Origin of the sequence: Thioclava sp. F42-5 (genome assembly GCF_002213195.1) — a bacterium.
In the GTDB taxonomy this organism is placed as follows: Bacteria; Pseudomonadota; Alphaproteobacteria; order Rhodobacterales; family Rhodobacteraceae; genus Thioclava; species Thioclava nitratireducens.
Genome location: NZ_NBNZ01000001.1, coordinates 121105 through 138394, shown reverse-complemented (window position 1 = coordinate 138394; position 17290 = coordinate 121105). Strand labels below are relative to the sequence as shown.

General features: G+C 65.0%; 19 protein-coding genes. 8 read left to right on the top strand and 11 right to left on the bottom strand.

The features are described 5' to 3' along the window. Position 1: 1 nt before the first annotated feature. Positions 2 to 718, bottom strand: a complete 717-nt coding sequence (locus tag B6V74_RS00630) for a GntR family transcriptional regulator (RefSeq protein WP_088721693.1) — start codon at positions 716 to 718, stop codon at positions 2 to 4. A gap of 92 nt (positions 719 to 810) precedes the next feature. On the opposite strand from B6V74_RS00630, the gene B6V74_RS00625 reads away from it, so the two are divergent. From B6V74_RS00625 to dctP, 6 genes are all read left to right on the top strand, one after another. Then, positions 811 to 1965, top strand: coding sequence for an LLM class flavin-dependent oxidoreductase (locus B6V74_RS00625; protein WP_088721692.1), 1155 nt, complete (start codon positions 811 to 813; stop codon positions 1963 to 1965). After that, complete coding sequence (locus tag B6V74_RS00620; protein ID WP_088721691.1) at positions 1965 to 2855, top strand: aldo/keto reductase; 891 nt, start codon at positions 1965 to 1967, stop codon at positions 2853 to 2855. Before B6V74_RS00625 ends, B6V74_RS00620 begins: the two co-directional genes overlap by 1 nt. Continuing rightward, on the top strand, positions 2855 to 3373 hold the full coding sequence (locus tag B6V74_RS00615) for a flavin reductase family protein (protein WP_075774753.1): 519 nt from the start codon (positions 2855 to 2857) through the stop codon (positions 3371 to 3373). Before B6V74_RS00620 ends, B6V74_RS00615 begins: the two co-directional genes overlap by 1 nt. An 81-nt stretch (positions 3374 to 3454) precedes the next feature. Further along, positions 3455 to 4042 (top strand): TRAP transporter small permease subunit, encoded by a 588-nt coding sequence (locus B6V74_RS00610; protein WP_075774652.1) that lies wholly within the window; start codon positions 3455 to 3457, stop codon positions 4040 to 4042. After that, entirely contained in the window at positions 4042 to 5331 is a 1290-nt protein-coding gene (locus tag B6V74_RS00605) for a TRAP transporter large permease (protein ID WP_075774653.1), read from the top strand. The genes B6V74_RS00610 and B6V74_RS00605 overlap by 1 nt, the downstream gene beginning before the upstream one ends. Before the next feature lie 30 nt (positions 5332 to 5361). Then, positions 5362 to 6432, top strand: a complete 1071-nt coding sequence (gene dctP, locus B6V74_RS00600; RefSeq protein ID WP_075774754.1) for a TRAP transporter substrate-binding protein DctP — start codon at positions 5362 to 5364, stop codon at positions 6430 to 6432. Positions 6433 to 6516: 84 nt separating this feature from the next. Here the strand turns inward: dctP and B6V74_RS00595 are convergent, their stop codons facing one another. The 6 genes from B6V74_RS00595 to B6V74_RS00570 all read right to left on the bottom strand — a co-directional run bounded on the left by B6V74_RS00595 (position 6517) and on the right by B6V74_RS00570 (position 11909). Next, positions 6517 to 6753, bottom strand: a complete 237-nt coding sequence (locus tag B6V74_RS00595) for a thioredoxin family protein (protein WP_088718794.1) — start codon at positions 6751 to 6753, stop codon at positions 6517 to 6519. Between the two features lie 11 nt (positions 6754 to 6764). Continuing rightward, positions 6765 to 7790 carry a permease gene (locus tag B6V74_RS00590; protein ID WP_088721690.1) on the bottom strand — a complete coding sequence of 342 codons (1026 nt, stop codon included), beginning with the start codon at positions 7788 to 7790 and terminating at the stop codon, positions 6765 to 6767. 198 nt (positions 7791 to 7988) lie between these two features. Then, positions 7989 to 8759, bottom strand: coding sequence for an SDR family NAD(P)-dependent oxidoreductase (locus B6V74_RS00585; RefSeq protein WP_088721689.1), 771 nt, complete (start codon positions 8757 to 8759; stop codon positions 7989 to 7991). Then, the gene (locus B6V74_RS00580) at positions 8756 to 9694 is read right to left on the bottom strand and encodes an SDR family oxidoreductase (protein ID WP_088718791.1); all 939 of its coding nucleotides are present in this window, start codon (positions 9692 to 9694) and stop codon (positions 8756 to 8758) included. Before B6V74_RS00580 ends, B6V74_RS00585 begins: the two co-directional genes overlap by 4 nt. Then, on the bottom strand, positions 9691 to 10593 hold the full coding sequence (locus B6V74_RS00575; protein WP_088721688.1) for a bile acid:sodium symporter family protein: 903 nt from the start codon (positions 10591 to 10593) through the stop codon (positions 9691 to 9693). The genes B6V74_RS00580 and B6V74_RS00575 overlap by 4 nt, the downstream gene beginning before the upstream one ends. Then, a complete protein-coding gene (locus B6V74_RS00570; protein ID WP_075774658.1) occupies positions 10590 to 11909 on the bottom strand; it encodes an NAD(P)-binding domain-containing protein in 1320 nt (439 codons plus the stop codon). Before B6V74_RS00570 ends, B6V74_RS00575 begins: the two co-directional genes overlap by 4 nt. 64 nt (positions 11910 to 11973) lie before the next feature. Here B6V74_RS00570 and B6V74_RS00565 point away from each other — a divergent pair, with 64 nt between their 5' ends. After that, positions 11974 to 12639, top strand: coding sequence for a TetR/AcrR family transcriptional regulator (locus B6V74_RS00565; protein ID WP_206184175.1), 666 nt, complete (start codon positions 11974 to 11976; stop codon positions 12637 to 12639). A gap of 4 nt (positions 12640 to 12643) precedes the next feature. Next, positions 12644 to 13384, top strand: a complete 741-nt coding sequence (locus B6V74_RS00560) for a sulfite exporter TauE/SafE family protein (protein ID WP_206185167.1) — start codon at positions 12644 to 12646, stop codon at positions 13382 to 13384. A 21-nt stretch (positions 13385 to 13405) separates the two neighbouring features. Here B6V74_RS00560 and B6V74_RS00555 read toward each other — a convergent pair whose 3' ends face one another. The 4 genes from B6V74_RS00555 to B6V74_RS00540 form a co-directional block, all read right to left on the bottom strand. Beyond that, a complete protein-coding gene (locus tag B6V74_RS00555; protein WP_088721687.1) occupies positions 13406 to 14500 on the bottom strand; it encodes a site-2 protease family protein in 1095 nt (364 codons plus the stop codon). Between the two features lie 115 nt (positions 14501 to 14615). Then, a complete protein-coding gene (locus B6V74_RS00550; protein ID WP_088721686.1) occupies positions 14616 to 15605 on the bottom strand; it encodes an MBL fold metallo-hydrolase in 990 nt (329 codons plus the stop codon). Positions 15606 to 15688: 83 nt separating this feature from the next. Beyond that, on the bottom strand, positions 15689 to 16612 hold the full coding sequence (locus B6V74_RS00545; protein ID WP_088721685.1) for a histone deacetylase family protein: 924 nt from the start codon (positions 16610 to 16612) through the stop codon (positions 15689 to 15691). A 186-nt stretch (positions 16613 to 16798) separates the two neighbouring features. Beyond that, entirely contained in the window at positions 16799 to 17104 is a 306-nt protein-coding gene (locus B6V74_RS00540) for a hypothetical protein (RefSeq protein ID WP_088719384.1), read from the bottom strand. Positions 17105 to 17290: the final 186 nt, after the last annotated feature.

The window sequence follows — 17290 nt, the reverse complement described above, 5'->3', positions numbered from 1 at the left end:
CTCATCTCATGCGTTGAACGTAATGCGCGCGGCTGGTGTCGAACCATGTGCGCGAAAATTCGACCGGGGCAGACCCGTCGGCCCAGCTGAAGCGCTCGATATAGCCAGCGGTCTCACCGGGGCGGCAGTCGAGCTCCGACGGCCCCCAGTCCGGCATCGGGGCGAAGCTGACCCGGTCTTCGGCGCTCGCGATCCAGAAACCGAGCGCGCGTTGATAGTAGGCGTAAAGCGAGTCCTCGAGATCCTCGGCTTTCACCTCGCCCTTCGAGGCGTCGAGCCAGATTTCCTCCGCCGCGACTGGCGTCTCATCGAGGAAACGCAGGCGGCGCACCCGGCTCGCACGCAAGGCTGTGCCGAAGGCAGGCAGGTCGGCGGGCTTGTCCATCACGTCGACCGAGAGGATGCGGGCATTCGGGAAGCCGCCGCCCGAAAGCAGTTCGATCCGCAGCATGGAGTAGAAATGGTCGCGCAGGTTGCGGGTGCGGATGTAATTGCCCGAGCCTTGCACACGCTCCAGCAAGCCTTTCTCCTCTAGATCCTCCAGCGCGCGCCGCAACGTCCCCACCGCGATCTTCAGCTGCGCGGACATCGTCCGTTCCGGGGGCAGGCGCTCCCCGTCGGTGAGTCGTCCCGCCGCGATATCTCGAATCAGCATCTCGGAAATCTGCTGATAGATCGGCAGTCCGGTGCGCTCTGACCCTTGATTTGCCTGTGTCACTTGGTCGCCCCAAAAATTGATACAGTATTGATCTATATCAAGGCGGCTGCTAAGTGAAGGGAAATCGAACGGGAATCGCGAGGGAGGAACGCATGACTGTTGTGCCGGTAAGATCGGCCGATCTCGATGCCGCGGAGGTGTCCTGGTTCTCGGCGCTTTGCTCGGATGATTATCGCTATCTGGGCCAGCCCGAAGGCGATCTGCGCTCCAGCTGGGCGCATTGCTCCGACATCGTGCGCGAAGCCGAGCGGCAGGGGTTCCGCAACATCCTGTGCCCGTCGAGCTATCAGGTGGGCCAAGACACGCTGAGCTTCGTCGCGGGTGCCAGCCAGATCACGAACCGGATGAATTTCCTCGCCGCCGTGCGCTGCGGGGAGATGCAACCGATCATGCTGGCGCGGACCATCGCCACGCTCGACCACATGCTCGAGGGGCGTCTGACGGTGAACATCATCTCGTCCGATTTCCCGGGCGAGAAGGAAGAGAGCGAATTCCGCTACCAGCGCTCGCGCGAAGTTGTGGAGATCCTCAAACAGGCCTGGACCCGCGACGAGATCAATTACGAAGGTCAGATCTACAATTTCAAAGGCCTCACCACCGACCCGGCGAAGCCTTATCAGCAGGGCGGCCCGCTCCTTTATTTCGGGGGCTATTCCCCGGCGGCGGTCGAGCTGTGCGCAGAGCATTGCGACGTCTACCTGATGTGGCCCGAGACCAAGGAAGAGCTGGAAGGCCGGATGAAGGTCGTCAACGAGGCCGCCGAGCGTCATGGCCGTGTGCTCGATTACGGGCTGCGGGTCCATGTGATCGTGCGCGACACCGAGGCCGAGGCGAAGGAATACGCGCAGGAGTTGGTGTCCAGGCTCGATGACGAGGAAGGCCGCAAGATCCGCGAGCGGGCGCATGATGCAAGCTCGCTCGGCGTGTCGAAACAGGCGCGCAACCGCGAGATCGCGGATGAGAGCGGCTATGTCGAGCCGAACCTCTGGACCGGGGTCGGGCGCGCGCGCTCTGGCTGCGGTGCGGCGCTGGTGGGTTCGGCCGATCAGGTGCTCACGAAGCTCCAGGAATATCGCAAGATGGGCATTCGCGCCTTCATCCTCTCGGGCTATCCGCATATCGACGAGGCCCGCCAGTTCGGCCGTCTCGTGATGCCGCATCTCGACACGGTCTCGCTGCCCGAAGTCTATGGCCGCGTCCCGATGGGACCGCCCGCAACACCGCTCGCAGAAGGGGAACGCCGTTAATGGAAAAGATCGACCTCACCTCCGACGTGGCGCTCAGCCGGATCGTCTATGGCATGTGGCGCCTCGGCGACGATGCCGATACCTCGCCCGCCCATGTGCGCGCCAAGATCGACGCCTGTCTGGAGCAGGGGATCACCACCTTCGACCATGCCGACATCTATGGCGGCTACACGGCGGAGGGCATCTTCGGCGCGGCGATGCGCGAGGACCCGTCGCTGCGCGATCAGATGGAAATCGTCACGAAATGCGACATCATCGTCTCGGCGGGGCGTCATTCCCACCGCAAGGTGAAGCATTACGATACCTCGCGCGCGCATATCGAAGCCTCGGTCGAGACCTCGCTGCGGGAGCTTGCCACCGACCGGATCGATCTGCTGCTGATCCACCGCCCCGATCCGCTGATGGATCATCGCGAGACAGGCGCAGTGCTCGATGATCTCGTAGCCTCGGGCAAGGTGCGTGCGGTGGGCGTGTCGAACTTCCGCCCCTGGGACTGGGAACTGCTGCAATCGGCGATGAAGACGCCGCTCGTGACCAACCAGATCGAGATCAGCCTCGGCTGCCTCGCGCCCTTCACCAATGGCGACCTGGCCTTCCACCAGCGTCAGTCCCAACCCCCGATGGCATGGTCGCCGCTGGGTGGCGGCGCGCTGATGACAGGCGAGGGCCCGGTGCAGGCGGTGCTCGACGAGATCGCACAGGCGCAGGGGGTCGATCGCGCAGCTGTCGCGACCGCTTTCCTGCTTGCCCATCCGGCGCGGATCATTCCGGTGATGGGCACCAACAATCTCGAGCGCATCGCGAAGCTCTCCGATGCTTTGAAGGTTCAGATCGACAGGGAGACGTGGTTCCGCCTCTACGAGGCCGGACTCGGTCAGGAGGTCCCATGATGAACGCCACCCGCCAGTTTACCCCGCGCACCTTCGTGCCGGGCCCCGAGAACACCCGCCTGCTGCGCGACGCCTTCGGGCGTTTCGCGACAGGCATCACCATCGTGACCGCCGCCAGCGAGAATGGCCCGGTCGCGATCACGGCGAACAGTTTCTCTTCGGTTTCGCTCGATCCGCCGCTGGTGATCTGGGCCCCGGACCGCAATTCGCGACGTTTCGTGCATTTCGAGAAGGCCGAGCATTACGCGATCCACGTGCTCGCCGCCGATCAGGACGATCTGTGTTTCGCCACGACGAAGAACGCCCACGCGCTGCTCGATCACGCCTATCACCTGAACGATCACGGCGTACCGCTGATCGACGGTTGCCTCGCGCGGTTCGAATGTCACCGCGTGGCCTGTCACGAGGGCGGCGACCACCTGCTGGTGCTGGGTCAGGTCGAGCGCGCGGTGATGCGTGACGATGGCGATGCGCTGGCCTTCTACCGCGGCCAGGTGCGGCGCATCGAGATGAACTGAGACGGCACATATACGGCCCGGGCCGCGCAGGAGGAGCGCGGCGCCGGGCCTTCAAGGGATCGCGAGGGAGGAAACGCGCGCATGACCCTGCTGACAATCCTGGCCAGGCCTCTGGTCCGGCTGAACGACATCCTGCTCGCGATCGGACGCTGGGCGGGCGTCGTCGCCGTGGCGGCGATGGTCATCGCGATCCTGATCCAGATCTGGTTTCGCTACGTGCTCAACAACGCGCTGCCCTGGCCTGACGAGGCGGCGCGGTTCTGCATGCTCTGGATGGGGGGGCTGATGGCGCCCTCGGCCTTCCGCTCGGGCGGGTTCGTGGCGATCGACATGCTCGCGGCGATGCTGCCGAAGCTGGTCGCGCGCGGCCTGACGCTGGTGCTTCTGGTGTTCTCGCTGATGGTCTCGGTCGCGGCGCTGAAACTCGGCTGGGACGGGATCACCGGCTTTGGCGGCAAATTCGCGACCGCCTCTCTCTGGGTGCCCGACAGCCTTGCCTTCGACGCCTGGATCCGTGTGCCGCGCAGCTGGATGATGGCCTCGCTCGTGGTGGGTTTCGCGCTTCTGGTGCTCGTCAATATCGAGCTGATCCTGCGCAACCTGCTGGCCCTGCGCACCGGGGACGACCCGCTGCCGCCCGTGCTCGCGATCGCTGGAGGGGCAGAGTGATGTTGGTCTGGTTCCTTCCGCTTTTCCTCGTCCTGATCCTGATCGGCTTCCCGATCTTCTTCGCGCTGCTCGCGGCCCCGGGCGCGATGCTGCTCCTGAACGGGCAGGAGCGCGACTTCGCGCTGCTTTACCGCAACCTTTACAACGGGATGGACAGCTTCCCGCTGCTTGCCATCCCGTTCTTCATGCTCGCCGGCGAGATGATGAACTCGGGCGGCATCACGCGCCGTCTGGTGGAGTTCTCCGAGGCGATGATGGGCCATCTGCGCGGCGGCCTCGCGCATGTGAACATCCTGTCCTCGATGCTGTTCGCGGGGCTTTCGGGCTCGGCAGTGGCCGATACGTCCGCGCTGGGCTCTATGCTGATTCCGGCGATGGAGCAGCAGGGCTACACCCGTAAATTCGCCGCTGCGATCACCGCGGCCAGTTCGGTGATCGGGCCGATCATCCCGCCTTCGGGCATCATGATCATCTATGCCTATGTGATGGGCCAGTCGGTCGCGGCGCTTTTCCTTGCGGGGATCGTGCCTGGCGTTCTGGTCGGTGTCGGGCTGATGGTGATGGTCAAGTTCATGGCCAACAAGCACGGGTTTCCGCCCGCCTCGAAGAAACACACATGGCCCGAGCGGGGACAGGCGAGTTTGCGCGCCTTCTTCCCGCTGATGACGCCGGTCATCATTCTGGGCGGTATCTTGGGCGGCGTTTTCACCCCGACCGAGGCCGCCGCGATCGCCGTGGCCTACGCGCTGATCGTCGGCCTCTTCATCCTGCGCACGCTGCGCTGGAGCGACCTGCCGCATATCCTGATGCGGGCGGGGCTGACGTCCTCGGTGGTGCTGCTGCTCGTGGGCGCGGCGATGGCGTTCAAGACGGTCGTCAGCCTGTCGCACGCCCCCGAAGCGCTGGCGGAGTTCATCCTCGGCCTGTCGCAGAACCCGCTGATCCTGCTGTTCCTGATCAACATCCTGCTGTTCATCGTCGGGATGTTCCTCGACGCGGGCCCCGCGATCATCGTGCTGGGGCCGATCCTCGCGCCGATTTTCACCGGGCTCGGGGTCGATCCGATTCATTTCGCGATCATCATGAGCGTGAACCTGACCGTGGGGCTCGCCACGCCGCCGATGGGGCTGGTGCTGTTCGTGGCCGCCGCGGTGTCGAAGGAACGGGTGGAGACCATCGCCCGCGCGATCCTGCCGTTCCTCGCGGTCGAAGTGGCCGTGATCTTCCTGATCACCTACTTCCCCGCGATTTCGATGACCATTCCCCGTCTGACGGGGTTCGCCAACTAAAACGATACTGAAGCATATAGGGAGGAAATGATGCTCAGAACTTTCGTGAAATCGCTTGCGCTGGGGGCCGTGCTGGCCTCGGGGCTCGGCATGGCCGCGCAGGCTCAGGACGATACGATCACGCTGCGCGCGGTCGCCAACTCGAACACGAATGACGAGGATTACGACGGTCTCGTCGTGTTCAAGAACTATGTCGAGAACGCCTCGAACGGGAAGATCAAGGTCGACCTCTTCATTGGCACGCAGCTGTGCTCGAATGGGGCAGAGTGTCTGCAGGGCATCGCGGATGGCTCGCTCGACATCTACATCTCGACCTCGGGCGGGGCTGCGGGGATCTTCCCCTATGTGCAGGTGCTCGACCTGCCGTATCTGATGCCGAACGACCGGGTTGCCGAAGAGGTGCTGACCCATACCGACTTCACCTCGCAGCTGCGCAAGATGGCGCTGGCGGACAGCGACAACATGATCCGCCTGATGACGATCGGAAACACCGGCGGCTGGCGCAACTTCGCCAACACCAAGCACACGGTGAAAACGCCCGAGGATCTGAAAGGCATGAAAATCCGCACCATCGTCGCGGACCTGCCGCAGGAGCTGGTGAAAGCGATGGGTGCCTCGCCGACCCCGATCCCGTGGCCGGAACTGTTCACCGCGCTGCAGACCGGCGTCGTGGACGGCACCAAGAACGGCATCACCGACATCATGAACATGAAATTCCCCGAGGCCGGGCTGAAATACGTCACGCTCGACGGGCATGCCTACATGGCGGCGCTGTGGTGGATGAATAACCAGAAGTTCAAGGACATGTCGCCCGACATGCAGCGCGTGATCGTGGACGGGTTCGCGGCGCTCCAGCAGGCGACCTTCGCTTCGCCCAAGCGCAAGTCGATTGCCGCCTATGAGGAGTTCAAGAAGGACGGCGGCGAGATCTACGTGCCGACGCCCGAGCAGAAGAAGCAGTTCCAGGATGCGGCGCAGCCGGTCTATGGCTGGTTCAAGGACAACGTCCAGAACGGTGGCGAAGTGTTCGACGACCTGCAATCCGCGGTCGACGAGGCTTCGAAGACGGTCGATGCCGAGCGCGCGAGCGAACTGAACTGAGCCTTCGCGCTTTGAAATGAGAGACCCCGCGCTACCCGGCGCGGGGTCTTCTTTTTGGCTCACTTTCGGTGAGGTAGGGTTCGCTCAGGCCGATAGCCACCGCTCGAGCTTGCCGCTATCCGGCAGGCCGCCCGTATGCACCAGCTTCCCGTCGACCGAGACGCCGGGGGTCGACATCACGCCTGCCATGGCGATCGCGCGGGGGTCGGTAACCTTCTCGACCGACACCTCGATGCCGAGCTTGGCGGCCGCTTCCTTGACCATCTCCTCGGTCTTTTCGCAGCGCTTGCAGCCGGGGCCGTAGACCTTGACGTCCTTCATATCTTTTCTCCTTAGAACAATGCGTTGAACAGGAAGCCGACGGCAAGGATCCCGCTGGCGACGACCCCGATGAAGACCGCGATCAGGCGCAGTTTCAGGACCTGACGCAGGATGATCATCTCGGGCATCGACAGCGCGATCACCGACATCATGAAGGCCAGAACCGTGCCGAGCGCCGCGCCCTTGCCCAGAAGCGCCTCGACGATCGGGATGACGCCTGCGGCGTTGGTGTACATCGGTATGCCCATCAGCACCGCCGCGGGCACCGACCACCACGTGCCCGAACCCATGATACGCACCATCAGGTCTTGCGGCACATAGCCGTGGATCAGCGCGCCCATCGCGATACCGATGATGATCCAGATCCAGACCCTGGAGAAGATCTCGCGCACCGCCTCGAGGCCAAGGCGATAGCGGTCGGTCATACTTAGATCGTCGCTCTCGACCGCGCCCGGGGTGGTCGCGCCGGAATGGATGTCGCGCACCCAGTCCTGCAGCCAGCCCTCGACATGGAGCCTGCCGATCACCCAGCCCGCGACGATCGCGATGGCGAGGCCGAAGCCGAGATAGACCAACGCCACGGGCCAGCCGACGAGGCCGATGAGCAGGATCAGCGCCACTTCGTTGACCATCGGGGCTGCGATCAGGAACGAAAAGGTGACGCCCAGCGGAATGCCCGCGGAGACGAAGCCGATGAAGAGCGGCACCGCCGAGCAGGAGCAGAACGGCGTCAAGACGCCCAAGCCCGCCGCCATCACGTTGCCGACGCCCTCGCGCTTGCCCGAGAGAAGCGCGCGGGTTTTTTCCGGGCTGAAGAAGCTGCGCACGACCCCCATCGCGAAGACGATCAGGGTGAGCAGCATCATCACTTTCGGGACGTCGTAGAAGAAGAAGGCCAGCGCCTCGCCAGTATGCGTGTCGCGGGCGACCGGCAGGAACGAGACGATCCATTCGGAGAGGGCCGGGAGCTGGCGGTAGATCCCCCACCACGCAACGAGGCCTGCCGCGACGACCACGCTCCACGCCCAGCCGGGCATCCCGCCATGCGGGGTTTCATGCTGTGTCACACTCATGTCGCGTTCCCCTTGAAACTCGTTCGGTGAGGGGGGCGCAAAACGCGACCCGGAGCCTCATCACGGGCAGATTAGCGCCGGGGGCACGGGTCGCTTCAATGCGCTCGATCAAGTTGGGCGCAATTTCTCATGTCCTGCTGCGAAAGGTCGCGGCTGCGGAAGTCAGGAAGGATCGCGCGCGATGTTACGCTCCATGAGCCGCTGGAACAGCCCGGGCGAGGCGCGGCTGATCCACCACGCGAGCCGCGCGACGCGGCCTACCGGGATCATCGGGCGGTTGCGCTTCAGCCCGGCGAGGATCACCTGCGCGGCAGCCTCCGGCGTCATGTAATCCACCCCGTCCGCAGCCGCTCCGGGACGTGCGATGCCGTCTGATTGCCGCTCGGCCCGGTCTAGATTTGTTGCCACGAAGGAGGGGGCTGCGATCTTCACGCGCACGCCGTGAGGAGCCTCCTCCGAACGCAACGATTTGAAGAACCCTTCCAACGCATGTTTCGACGCGGCATAGGCGGTGCGGTGATAGAGCGGCGAGAATCCCGCCACCGAAGAAATCGCCAGATGCGTGCCGTGGCTTTCCCGCAGCGGTTCGAGGAAATGCCGCGCCATCGCGGTTGCCGCGAAATAGTTGATTTCGAAGACCTTGCGATGTGCGGCCTCGCTCAGCTCGGAGAACGGCCCGATCTGGGTGACGCCCGCGTTGTAGATCGCGAGCTCGATCCGGGGGTGACGTGCGCGGATGTCATCGCAGGCTGTCTCCAGTTGCGCCGGATCGGTCAGATCGCAGGCGATGGCCTCTTCATTCGGCGCGGCGGTAAGGCCCGAGATATCCCGGTCGAGCAGCACGACCTGCCAGCCCTCGGCGCGCAGCCCCGCCGAGAGCGCCTGCCCAAGCCCCCCGGCGCCGCCCGAGATTACCGCGACGCGCGCGCTCATAGCCCGGCCTCGCGCGCCCAGAGGTCAAAGACTTCGGCGCTGGTCAGCTCTGGCGTGTAGCCGAAGACTTCCTTCAATGCGTCGTTCGCAAGGACGGGGCGGTATTGCAGAAAGCGCACCTGTTCGGGCCCGTAGCGGCTCAGGCCCAGCGGATGGGCGATGGCGAGCGCGGCCTTGATGCCGAGCGCGGGCAGGCGGCGCACCGGTTTGCCCAGACGTCTTGCGAGGTCGGTGACGCCCAGTGCGCCGTCTCCCGCGACGTTGAAGATGCCAGGCGGGCCATCGGTCGCGGCACGTATAAGGATGCGCGCCAGATCGCGGGTCCAGATGAAGACGAAAGGGCTCTCGCAACCCCGGATCGCGAGCAGGCGCGGCTTGCGAAACAGCGCGGTGATCTGGTTGTCGGTGCCCTTGCCAAGAACCGTTCCGACCCGCAGCACGACCTGCTCGAGGGCAGGGTGGGTGGCGCGCGCTTCGGCCAGCATCTCCTCGACCTGCCGCTTGTGATCGGCATAGGCGAACTCGGGGTTGCCGCGCACCGGATCGCTTTCGCGCAGCGGCACGGGGTTGTCGGCGTGATAGCCATAGGCCGCGCCCGAGGAGGTCACGACAAGTCGCCGAACCCCGACCGAAAGCGCAGCCGCGAGCACCTTGCGCGTGCCCTCCACATCGACGCGGTAGGCGAGCTCGCGCCCCATGCCGGGACCGGGCGTCACGATGGAGGCGAGATGCACGATCACCTCTGGCCGTTCGCGCGCGATGACCTTGCAGGGGGCGTCGGTGGTGACGTCCATCGCCACGAAGCGCACGGCTTCGGGCAAGTTGTCGGGGCATGCCAGATCGGTCGCGATGACCTCATGGCCACTTTCGGCGAGTTCAGCGGTCAGCACGCGGCCGATCATGCCGCCCGCACCGGTAATCAGGATCCGGGTCATCGCGCGGCCTCCTTTCGTCTCATGAATGTCGAGATCGCGAAGCCCGCGATGATGTGCCAGATGCCCCAGAAAGCCGCGACGATTGCCATGCCGCCCAAACCTCCGAAGAAGGCGAATATCAGCACGAGGCCGAGACCTGAATTCTGGATCCCCGTCTCGATGGTGATCGCGCGCCGGTCGAAGGGCGAAAGCCGCGCCAGCGTCGCGGTGCCATAGCCGCCCGCGAAGGCCAGTGCGTTGTGCAGCACCACCATCCCCGCGATCAGCCCGACGAATTGGACGAAATAGGACCAGTTGGCGCTGAGCGAGAGCGCCACGAAAGCCACGAAAATCGCCATCGACACCCATTTCAGCGGATCGCGAATGCGGGTCGTCAGATCGTAGCGGTAATGGTTCAGCGCGATCCCGGCGATCAGCGGCAACAGCAGCATGATACCCACGGTGATCGCCACGCTCACCGGGTCGATATGGGTCTCGTGCAGCAGCGCGCGCGTCGGGGCGTAAAGGCTGCCCCAGAACGCGATATTTAGCGGCGTCAGCACGATCGCCGCCGCCGTGGCGAAGGCGGTCAGCGAGACCGACAGCGCCGTGTTCCCGCCCGCCCGATGGGTGAAGAAGTTCGAGACATTCCCGCCGGGACAAGCCGCGACGAGGATCAGCCCGAGCGCAATCGACGGGCTGGGTTGCAGCGCCAGCACCAGCCCGAAGGTCAGCGCGGGCAGCACCAGAAACTGCGACGTGAAGCCCACGATCAGCGCCCAGGGCCTGCGCACCAGCGGGCGGAAATCGCGGGGGGAGAGGTCGATCGCGACCGAGAACATGACGATGCCGAGGATCGCGTTGAGCAGATGCAGGGCGCCGGGGCTGAAGTTCAGCCGGACCGCGTCGAGCCCGGTCATGCCGGGGCCTTCCCGCCGAGCGCCTTGATCCAGCCGGTGACCGCCTTGCGATAGGTCGCCTTGTCCACGTAATAGGCCATCCGCGCGAGCTTGAGATAGGCCATGCCGCCGGTCGCACGCTCGAACCCCTCGGCCTTCTTCGCCTGCAGGCGCTTCGCGGCCTCCGATCCCTCGCGCAGCCCGCGAATGTAGCGCGCCACCATCTCGGCCTGCTCGTGACGGCCCTGCCAGCCAAGCCCGCTCGCCTCGAGCATTCCCAGCACGAAGAGATCGTCGCGCTTGGGGTGCATCGCGTTAAGGTACAGATGCGGTGCGTCGCCTTGCCAGTTCAGCAGCTCCGGCGCGATGAAGGGGTAGTGCAGCTTGTAGCCGGTGGCCGCGAGGATCATGTCATACTCGGCCTGCGCGCCATCCTTGAAGTGCACCGTTTTGCCGTCGAGCCTTTCGATATCCGCGCGCACTTTTAGATCGCCGTGACCTGCGTGGAACAGCACCAGCGAGTTCACGATCGGATGGCTCTCGTAGAGTTTGTAATCGGGCTTGGGAAACCCATATTTCTGCGGATCGCCGACGAACCATTTCAGCAGCGCGCCGTCGATCTTGCGCTTGAGCCACATCGGCAGCTTGATTGCGCCGCCTAGCGTGTCGGCGGGTTTGCCGAAGACGTATTTCGGCACGAAGTAATAGCCGCGTCGCATCGAAAGATCGCAGCTTTTGCCGTGATGGATCGCGTCCACCGCGATGTCGCAGCCCGAATTGCCCGCGCCCACGACGAGCACGCGCTTGCCGGTGAATTGCGACGGGTCGCGATAGGCCGAGGAGTGGATCAACTCGCCGTCGAACTGGCCGGGGAACTCCGGCATGTTCGGTTCGGAGAGCGTGCCATTGGCGATCAGAACGCCTGCATAGATCTCGGAATGCTCGCCCTCGCTATCGCGCCAACTGACCCGCCAGCCTTCGCCATCGCCGCCCAGCGGTTCAACCTTCGTCACCTTGGCGTTGAAGCGGTAATGGCGCCGAATGTCGAAATGATCGGCGAAATCGCGGAAATACTGCGCCATCTCGCGGTGGCTGGGATATTCCGCCACCTCCTCGCGCATCGGGAAATCGGTGAATTCCGTCATCCGCTTCGAGGAAATCAGATGCGCGCTTTCATACATCGTCGAATGCGCGCCCTCGATATCCCAGAGCCCGCCCACATCGCTGTGCAGTTCGAACCCCTGATAGTCTACCCCTTGTTCGCCCAGCACCTTGGCCGCGGCCAGACCCATCGGGCCCGCGCCGATCAGGGCGAACCTGCCCCTCGTATCTGTCATCTTGCGTCTCCTCCCAGACGTTTTTAAATTGAACCATTGTTCAAAATAAGCAAGCCCCGATCTGATGACGAAAAAGACGACCGAGAAACAAAGGCTTAGAGCGCCGTCGAAGCGCTCTCTCGCGAGCCGTTCACGGATTCTCGATGCGGCGGAAACGGTGTTCGCGCGGGACGGATTCGAGGGCGCGAAGGTGCGCGACATCGCCGCGCTGGCCGAGGTGCCGCTGGGTCTGGTGAACCATCACGGGGGCTCAAAAGAGGCGCTGTTTCGCGAAGTGGTGGAGCGGCGCGCCGAAGAGCTGGCGCGTCTGCGTCTGGAGGCTCTGGCGCAGGCGAAGGGGCAGGGGGCGCTCGATCTGACGGCGATCCTCGGCTGCTTCTTCCGGCCCTATCTGGCGAAGGCGGCAGGCAGCGATCCGCAATGGCTGGCCTATGCGCGGCTGGTGGCGATGGTCTCGGCCGATCCGGCCTGGGCCGATATTTCTACCGATCTTTTCGACCCGACCGCACAGCGTTTCATGGATGAAATCTGCGCGCTGCATCCCAAGGTGGGCCGGGCGGTGGTGGCAGAAGGGTTCGTCTATTCGGTTGCAGCCCTTCTGGCCTTCCTCACCTCGGAATGGCGGATCGCGGCGCTGGCCTCGCAGTCCGATGCGCAAGCCTCGGTCGAGGGGCTGGTCGCCTTCTGTGCCGCAGGCTGTGCAGCGCGCATCGCGCAGGCCGAGACGTGACCGGATGCTGAGCGCAACGACCCTGCTGGTCATCACCGCCGTGTTCTTCTCGGCCTTCCTGCGCGGCATTGCGGGGTTCGGTTTCGCGCTGGCCGCGGTGCCGATCGTCTCGCTGATGGTGCCGCCGATCGAGGCGGTGACGCTGGCGGTGCTGCTGCAGGTCGTGGTCGGGTGCCGCGATCTTTTCACGCTTCACGGGCATGTGCACAAACCCTCGCTTGCGCGGCTGTCGCTGGGCGCGATTGTGGGCACGCCGGTCGGGATTTTCGCGCTCAGCACGGTCAGCGCCGATGCCGCGCGGGTGATGATCGCGCTCGCCGTACTCGCGGGGCTGACGCTGCTGTTGCGCTACAAGCCTGCGCGCCCGCATCCCCATGGCGGGCTCGCGCTGCTGGCGGGCGTCGCCTCGGGCGCGTTTTCCGGGCTCGCGGCGATGCCGGGGCCGCCCGCAGTGGCCTATTACCTCGGGGCAGGCACCACGGCGATGCAGACGCGGGCCTCGTTGTTGCTATTCTTCTTCGTGGCCTCGCTGTTGGCAACGCCCGGGCTGATCCTTGCGGGGGCCGTGAATGGCGATGCGCTCTGGCTGACGCTGGTTTCGGTGCCCGCGCTGGCGCTCGGCACATGGGCGGGCACTACGGCCTTCGCGCGGCTCGACAACGCCCAGTACCGGACGATCGCCATCGTGGTCATGGCGATTTCGGCTGTGCTTGCGGGCTGGCGAGGCTTGTCGGTCTATCTCTAGAGCAGGGCGCCGCTTTCGGGCTTACCCTCCGCGCCGCACGCTAGGGGCGCGGGCGAGGATGAACCATTCGCCGATATTCTCGCGGTTGATGAAGCCCACGAAATTGCCGTTCGCCCCCACCACCGCCACCGCCGGGATGCGCTGCCGCGCGAAGGCGTCGAGCACGTCGTCCATCCCGGTCTTCAGCGAAACGACCGGCACATCGCTGAACATGATCTCGGAGACCGGTGTCTGGCGGAACTCGGGATCGGGCCGGGCCAGCACGCTCTCGCGGGTGACGAAGCCGAGGATCTGTCCTTCGGGCGAGAGCACGGGAAACTCCGATTGCGAGCTGTGCAGGATCGCCTGCGCGGCGGTGTCGATCGTATCTTCCGGTGTCAGCGACACGAAGGAGGTGATGACGGCGTCGCGCGCCGCCGCCCGATGGGCCAGACCGCGCATCGCCGCGTCGGAGCTTTCCGATCCCGCCGCGAAGAAGATGAACACCGCGATCAGCACGAGGATTGGGTTGCCGCTCGTCAGACCCCAATAGGCGAAGAGCACGGCGATGACCTGCCCGGTTCGGGCTGCGACCTGCGTCGCTTTCACCCGGTCCATGAACAGCGCGAGAGCCGCTCGGAAGACCCGCCCGCCATCCATCGGGAAGGCCGGGATCAGGTTGAACGCGACGAGAAGCGCGTTGACCAGCGCAAGCCGGCCCCAGAAACTTTGCGCGGGATTGTCGAGCGATTGCAGATCGCTGAGCCAGCCGCGACCGCCGAGGAAGATCGTCAGGATCAGGAAGATCACGACATTGACCGCGGGCCCCGCCACGGCGATCAGAATTTCCTGCTTGGGATTTTCCGGAATCCGCTCCAGCCGCGCGAGGCCGCCGATCGGCAGAAGCGTGATGTCGGGCGTTCGCACGCCGAACCGCGCCGCCATCGTCGCATGGCCGAATTCATGGAGCACGACGCAGGCGAAGACCGACAGGATGAAGAGCATGTTGACCAGCGCCGCCTGCGGCCCCTCCGCTGCCCAGGCGGTGGCGGTGATCCAGATGATCAGCAGAACGAAGGTGACATGGACCCTGAGCACAGTGCCGCCGATCTTGCCGAGTGAATAGGACCAGCTCATCTCAACCCTCTCTTTCCGCCGCGTGATCGTCCCGGGGAAGGGGACGGCACAGCCGAATTCCCGCTGCCCTCAATTTGACCGCTCGATTGCGTCACCACAAGAAGGTGCGACGCTGTTACCCTGTCGAGGGTGCCAAATAGACCTCGCCGGGCGCGAAGGCTCGGAACCGGTCCGCCGCGATCCCGGAGGCCGCGAGGCTTTGACCCAGCAGGGTGGGCGGCTCCTCGCGCGGCTCGTCGGTCAGCTGGAACGTGCCCCAGTGACAGCCGAGCGCTTGGGCGGGGCCGATATCGGTGAAGATGCGCACGGCCTCTTCGGGCGCGACATGCTGGGGCTGCATGAACCAGCGCGGCTCATAGGCTCCGATCGGGATCACCGCGATGTCTGGCGCACCGTGCCGGGCGCGGATGTCGCGAAAAATCGCCCCGTCGCCATAGCCGGTATCGCCCGCGAACCAGATCCGGCTCTGCGGCGTGTCGATCCAGAAGCCGCTCCAGAGAGCCATTCGGCGGTCGCCGAGGCCCCGTGCCGACCAGTGGTTCGCGGGCGTCAGCGTGACCGAGATCTCTGGGTACAGCGCGATGCGGTCGTGCCAATCGCCGATCTCGATCCGCGCCCCTCGTACCGCCTTTCGCACCGTCGCATCGGTCCCTAGCGGCATCACCATCCGTGGACGGTGGCGTTTGTGCAGTTTGCGCAAAGTGACGGTGTCGAGATGGTCGTAATGGTTATGGCTGATCAGGACCGCGTCGATGGGCGGAAGGTGGTCGAAGGCGATCCCGGGCGCGGTGACGCGCCTAGGCCCGGCAAAGCGCAGCGGGCTCGCGCGGTCCGACCAGACCGGATCGGTCAGCAGGTTGAGCCCTGCGACCTGAATGAGAACCGAGGCATGGCCGACCATGGTGAGCCGCGCCGCGTCGCTGCGCTCGGGCGGCACGCTCGGCTCAATGGGGACGTGCTTGGGCCACCGGGCGCGCTGCCCTTCGCGCCGCCATTTGAGGATGTCGCGAAAGGAGCGATCCGTGGACGGCTGGCCATGCGGGTGAAAACGCTCGCCGTCGAAATGGTCGCTGACCGGGCCGGTGTAATAGCGGTTACGTGCCATTTCGTGCCTGCTTCAGGTTTTCGCGGAAACTGAGCGGACCGGGCATCGCCTGTCGCGCCCCTGATATGAGCGCGCCCCGGCGATCACTTCGCAAGCGCCTCGAGATGCGCGGCTGCGCCTTCCGCGAGCGCGGTCGGGTTGTAGCCGCCTTCCAGGCAGGAAACCAAGCGCCCGTCGCAGCAACGGCGCGCGACGCCACGGATCGCGCTCGTCAGCCACCAGTAATCCCCGGCGGTCCAGAGCAGGCCCGAGATGTCGTCCTCGCGATGCGCGTCGAACCCGGCGGATACGATGATCAATTCCGGATTGAAGGCCTCCAACCGGGCAAGCCCGTCCTCCCAGGCGACCTTCATCTCGGACGCGCCGCTGCCACTGGCGAGCGGCAGGTTGAGCACGTTGTCATGCGCGCCCGTCTCCGACCGCGCCCCGGTGCCGGGCCAGAGCGACTTGGGCTCCTGATGCGACGAGATGAACAGGCTGCGCGGCTCGTCCCAAAGGATATCCTGCGTACCGTTGCCGTGATGCACGTCGAAATCGAGCACCGCGACGCGCGACAGGCCGTGACGTTCGAGCGCATGCAGCGCCGCAAGCCCGGTATTGCCGTAGATGCAGAACCCCATCGCCCGCGTCCGCGATGCGTGGTGCCCGGGCGGGCGAGTCGCGACGAACACGCGCTCGGCCTCGCCCGTGAGAACGAGATCGACGGCCTGCAAGGCCCCGCCCGCGCCCAGGCGGCTCGCACGGCGCGAGCCCGGCGAAACATGCGTGTCCGAATCGAGATCTGCATGTTCCTCACGTGCGAAGACCTCTTCGAGCGCTTCAAGATAAGCCGCGTCGTGGCCCAGCAGGAGATCCTCGTCGCTCGCCTCGCGCGCCTCGATGACCGGCAGCTCCATCTCGTCGATCAGGCCGCGCACCGTCTCGAGGCGCCACGGCCGCTCGCGATGGGTGGGCCCGGTGTCGTGAGCGAGGCAATCCTCGTGGGTGATCGTGACGAACGTGCGCATGAAGCTCTCCAGAAAGGTCGTATCGGGGGCCTATCGGCGAGTCGCGACCCGCGCCGCGCCGTCGCTCGAACGGTGCTGCCCGTTGCGAAGCTGCGTCAGAGTTTTGGAAATGACAAGCACCCCCGGACGGAGGACACGTGCCGCCGCCGTCCTGTCGGGTGAAATCTGCGAGTGCGTCGCCCTTGCTCAGCAGGGCGGCCCGATCAGAAACACGGGCGGCAGCTCGCGCGCGCGGCGCTCTGCCAGTCGCCGTTTCGCAGTGGCCAGTTTGACCTGCGTGACTTCTAGGCGCAGCAGCGCCCGGCTGCGCGCATCGTAAAGCCGTCGGATCGGCGAACCCGGATTTCCGATCAGCCCCGGACGACGGTTCGCGCTGCGCGGGAACCAGTCGTTCAAGCCCACGAGCGCGTCGCGCCATGCCTTGTCTGCCTCGATGTAACGCTCGAACGCGAGACGCAATGCGCGGCGGCGTGTCATGAGTTCCGGTCGCATCATCGCTCCTCCCTCAGAAGATTAGACTACTTTCAACCATAGCAGAAATGCCGCGAGTCGTCAGGTTTTGCAGGGTTCCGAAGGCGCGATCGCCTCGAACACGGTTTCGCGAGCGCAGCATGATTTTCTTGTTTCTGCGGTTTAGGGTTGCATTAAATGAACCATCGTTCATTTAATGTGAGCGCC